Origin of the sequence: Lentzea indica (assembly GCF_012184385.1) — a bacterium.
Lineage (GTDB): Bacteria > Actinomycetota > Actinomycetes > Mycobacteriales > Pseudonocardiaceae > Lentzea > Lentzea indica.
This window is the reverse complement of record NZ_VSRL01000439.1, coordinates 1-4,015: the sequence shown is the minus strand read 5'-3', so window position 1 is coordinate 4,015 and position 4,015 is coordinate 1. Positions and strand designations below refer to the sequence as shown.

Here is a 4,015-nt window from a genome sequence, read left to right as displayed (position 1 = left end):
CCCACTCGCGGGCGGCGTGTGCCGCCCGGTCCAGAACCTCGTCGTCTCGCATGACGACCGGCTTACTTCACGTAGTCCGGCGAGACCCTGGGCGGCCAGCTGGCGACGCTGAGCACGCCGAGGCTGTAGGCGCGGGAGACGAGCGCGGCGCGGTTCGGGGCCTTGAGCTTCTTGAGCATGGTGCCGACGTGGTACTCGACGCCCTGACGCGACAGGAACAGGCGCGAGGCCAGCCGCACGGTGGACTCGCCGGTGGCGATGCCCTCGAGGATGCGGGCGTCGAGCTCGGTGAGGATCCGGTTGCGGTCGACGACGACGGCGTTGGGCTGCTCGCCCTTCTCCGGGTTCACGACGACGACGAACTGCACCAGGTCGCCGTGCGCGTCGTGGACGGCGATGCCGGTGATGTCGCCAGTGAACACGGCGTGGCGCGGGCCGATGCCGGCGAGGTGCTCGACGAAGCGCTGGCGGCGGCCCTCGGCGAGGCGGTCGAACTGCTTGCGCATCGGGCCGTGCACGCCGGGGTGCAGCAGCTCGTAGAAGCTGCGGCCGAGCAGCGACTCGCGGGAGTGGCCGAACTGGGTCACGAAGTCGTCGTTGGCCTCGACGACGCGCAGCTGGAGGTCGAGGCGGGCGAGGCAGAGACCGGACCGCTCGAGCAGGGAGCGGAACACGTCAGCGTCAGGAACGACGTTGGTGTGGTCGTGTGCGAGAGAACCAGCGGCAACAGTGGGCATTGGTAAGCATCCCTCTTGATCTCGTCGAACTCGGCGTTCCGCGACTGCAGCAGAAGAGAAACTTGAGGTGGTCGCCAAGCGATCTAGGTTTATTTCCTGAATCTGACCTTGACAGGGTGAATCGTAGGAAGATCTGGCGAACCTGGTCAACGAGGTGTGAGGGGTGGCCCCTAATGTTGTGGTAGGGGTGGGCCGGGGGTTCGGGGAGGCGTCCGCGTATTTCGGTCGGGCGTTTCGGGTGCGTCTCACCTGATGACGCTCTACTGCTCTGAGCTGCACAGATGCCGCTGACACCGAGTGAGACGCCACCGCGAAGTAACTGAGGAGCGGGTCAACTGTGAGGGAAGTACGCACAAGAAATTCGTAGATGTGTCGCCGGTGTTACGTGGACGGCGGGTAGGCCCTGGCGAGTGCCGCCGGCAGTTCCGTGCGCCTGCGGATGCCGAGCTTGCGGAACGAGTTGGTGAGGTGCTTCTCGATCGCGCGCGAGGTCACAGCGAGTTCTTCCGCGATTTCGGCGTTGGTGAGACCTCGGATCACGAGTCCGGCGACCTTGAACTCGGCGCGGGTCAATGCCACCGCGATGCCGGGCGAATTACCGTCGAGTTCCTTCGCGATTCTCTTGGCGAGCCTTTCGGCACCGCTGTGCACCGCGAGCCGGTGTGCCTCGTCGAGGTGGCGTTGCGCTTGGGAGTCGCCGTCGGCCCGTTCGCGCGCGCCGAGCTGAAGCAGCGCCTTGGCTCGTTCGAACGGGTTGGCGTGCAGCACCTGGACGGCCTCCTGCAGCATCCCGAGCCCCTTGCGGCCGGGTGTGTGGCGGCCGAGCACGGACAGCGCCCGCCCGATGCCGAGCGGCGCACCCCACTCGACCGCGCGATCCCACGCCTCGGCAGCGGCTTCTCGTGCGGCCGCCAGATCACCGAGCTGGGCGTGCAGCCTGGCCGTCGAGAGGCGCCACGGCAGCAGCACGGGGTTTCGCCAGCCGACGGCGTCCAAGACCCGGCCGCAGTCCTGGAACCGCTCGAGCGCCTGGGCGTGCTCCCCCGCCACCGCCTCCCCCACAGCGTGCAGCATGCGGTACGCCGCGTCGCATCCGGCCGGTTCGTCGCGATCAGGGCGTGAGGTGAGGATCTTGGCGATCAGCGCGGGGTCCCGCAGTTCCATGGCAACGGCGGCGAGCCCGATCGCGGCGGTCGTCGTGTCGCCGCGCCAGTCCAGCACGGCGAGGTCGAGGGCGTGTCCGGCCGCCGCGTGCGCCTCCCCCGGTTTGCCCAGGTGCATCAGGACGAACGACTGCTGTGCGCGGATCAGCGCCTGTTCGACGGTGTTCGTGGCCTGATCGAAGGCCTCGCCGAGCCACGGCACGGTGTCACCGGCGGCGTCCGCTGCGGCGAGAACCCTGATGAGCAACGGGATCGCGGTGTGGACGTGCCGCGGGTGCGGTCGTTCCTGCTTCAGCACGGTGCTCGCGATGTCCGCGACCTCGTGCGCGGGCAGGCGAGCGGTGAGCATGGCGGCGTCGAGCAGGATGATCTGCAGCTCGCGTTCGCCGGGTGTGGCGCCGTCGATCTGCTTGAGGCGCTCGGCGGAGCCGGCGAGCAACGCGGGATCGGAGTGCCACGCATACCGTTGCCGCGCCTCAAGCCTGCACGCGAGTTCTTTGTCGTGGCCGACGCCGGCGGCGACCTGGTCGATGAGATCGCGCACGGGTCGTGGCGCCGATCCGAGCGCGGTCGGTGCGATCCGCACGAGCGCCGCCGCCCGCTCTTCGACCTCGCGGAACAGCGGCACGGCATAGGAGATGTGCCGGACGGACGCGGCGGGGTCGAAGAGGCGTTCCGCGGTGGCGAGATCGACGAGCAGCCGCGCGCGTTGTTCGGAGTTCCCCGGGACGTCCCGCAGTGCCCGCCGCAGATACCGCGCGGCGACTTCGGGCGCGCCTCGGCGCATCGCCGTTCTAGCGGCTTCGCCGAGCGTGTCGATCGCCCAGCCGCCCTGGGCCGTGGTGACCGCGAGCAGCCGTGCGGCGACCTGTTCGGCGGGCCTGCCGTTGTCGTGCAACAGCTTCACGGCCTTCGCCTGCCAGGCCTCGCGCTCGCTGACCGGCATCGACTCCTCGATGGCGTCCCGGACGGCTGGCCTTCCGGTCACGAGCCCGGCGTGGTCGAGGACGCGCCGTGCCTCGCGGGCCTGTGTCTTCGTCAGCCCGGCGAGCTGTCCGGCGAGCTCGTCGTCGTCTCCCAGTGTGGCAACGGCTTTGGCGAGGTCCTGGACGTGCCGCGGCTGCGTGGCGAGGCCGCGCAGGAGCCGTTCCCTGAGGCGCGCGGGTCGTAGCTCGCGGACGTGCGGGACCTGGTCGCCGGTCGGGCTGGTGACGTGGGCCAGCACCGCGCACAGGAACATCGGGTTGCCGCCGGTCACCTCGTGGCAGGCGGCGACGAACTCCGCGTCCGGGGTCTGCCCGGTGCGGTGTTCGACGAGCTCGGCGATCGCCGCGGGCGACAACGGCTCCGGCCGGATCTCGGTGTGCCCAGGTGGATCGCCGCCCCTGGTCGCCACCACCAGCAGAATCGGATGCTTCTCAAGCGTACGGGACAGTGTCGCGAGCCAGCGCAGTGACGGCTCGTCGGCCCACTGCAGGTCGTCGATCAGCAGCAGCATCGGCTGATCCGCGCTCATCCTGTGAGTGAGGGCGGTGAGACCGCGGACCGCGGCTTCCTGCACGGAGAACATCGAGTCGACCCGCGCGGTGTCGCCCGCCTTGGACAGCGCCGGTTCGAGCAGCTGGCGGGCGACGCCGAACGCGAAGTCCTGCTCCAGCGCGGAACAGTTCGCGGTGAGGACGCGGACGTCGGTGGCACGCGTGCGGATCGCGTCGAGCAGCGCGGACTTGCCGCAGCCGAACGGTCCGGTGATGTCGATCCGGTCGCCGTGGCCATCCTGGGCGCGGTGCAGTGCGCGGGTGAGCCGCCGCAGTTCATCGGTGCGTTCGAGCAGGATCATCACGAGGCCAGGACGTCCGCCAGCTCCGCACGGCTGGAGATCCCGAGCTTGCGGTAGGCGCGGGTCAGGTGCACCTCGACGGTCCGCAGCGTCACGAACAGGTGATCGGCGATCGCGCGGTTCGTGACGCCCGCCGCGGCCAGCTCCACCACCTTGCGCTCGCTGGCCGTCAGCACCGACAGTCCGTCCACGGTGGACGGAACGCGCATCCGCCCGCCGACGCCGAGCAGCATCGTTCTGGCCGAGTCCGCGAGAGGCCGGCTCCCTGCCCGCAG

The 4,015-nt window shown here is 69.8% G+C and carries 3 protein-coding genes; all 3 read right to left on the bottom strand.

Features of this window, described 5'->3' with window-relative positions:
* Positions 1 to 62 precede the first annotated feature (62 nt).
* Positions 63 to 737, bottom strand: a complete 675-nt coding sequence (locus FXN61_RS47925; protein ID WP_167980413.1) for a PAS domain-containing protein — start codon at positions 735 to 737, stop codon at positions 63 to 65.
* A gap of 381 nt (positions 738 to 1,118) precedes the next feature.
* Entirely contained in the window at positions 1,119 to 3,740 is a 2,622-nt protein-coding gene (locus tag FXN61_RS47920; protein ID WP_246293236.1) for an AAA family ATPase, read from the bottom strand.
* Positions 3,740 to 4,015: helix-turn-helix domain-containing protein (locus tag FXN61_RS47915; protein ID WP_167980411.1), on the bottom strand; the 276-nt coding region annotated here is incomplete at its 5' end. The genes FXN61_RS47915 and FXN61_RS47920, both read right to left, overlap by 1 nt.

Excerpts from the sequence above, each read along its gene's own strand:
- FXN61_RS47925 (WP_167980413.1), bottom strand. The coding sequence starts at position 737 with ATGCCCACTGTTGCCGCTGGTTCTCTCGCACACGACCACACCAACGTC.
- FXN61_RS47920 (WP_246293236.1), bottom strand. The coding sequence starts at position 3,740 with ATGATCCTGCTCGAACGCACCGATGAACTGCGGCGGCTCACCCGCGCA.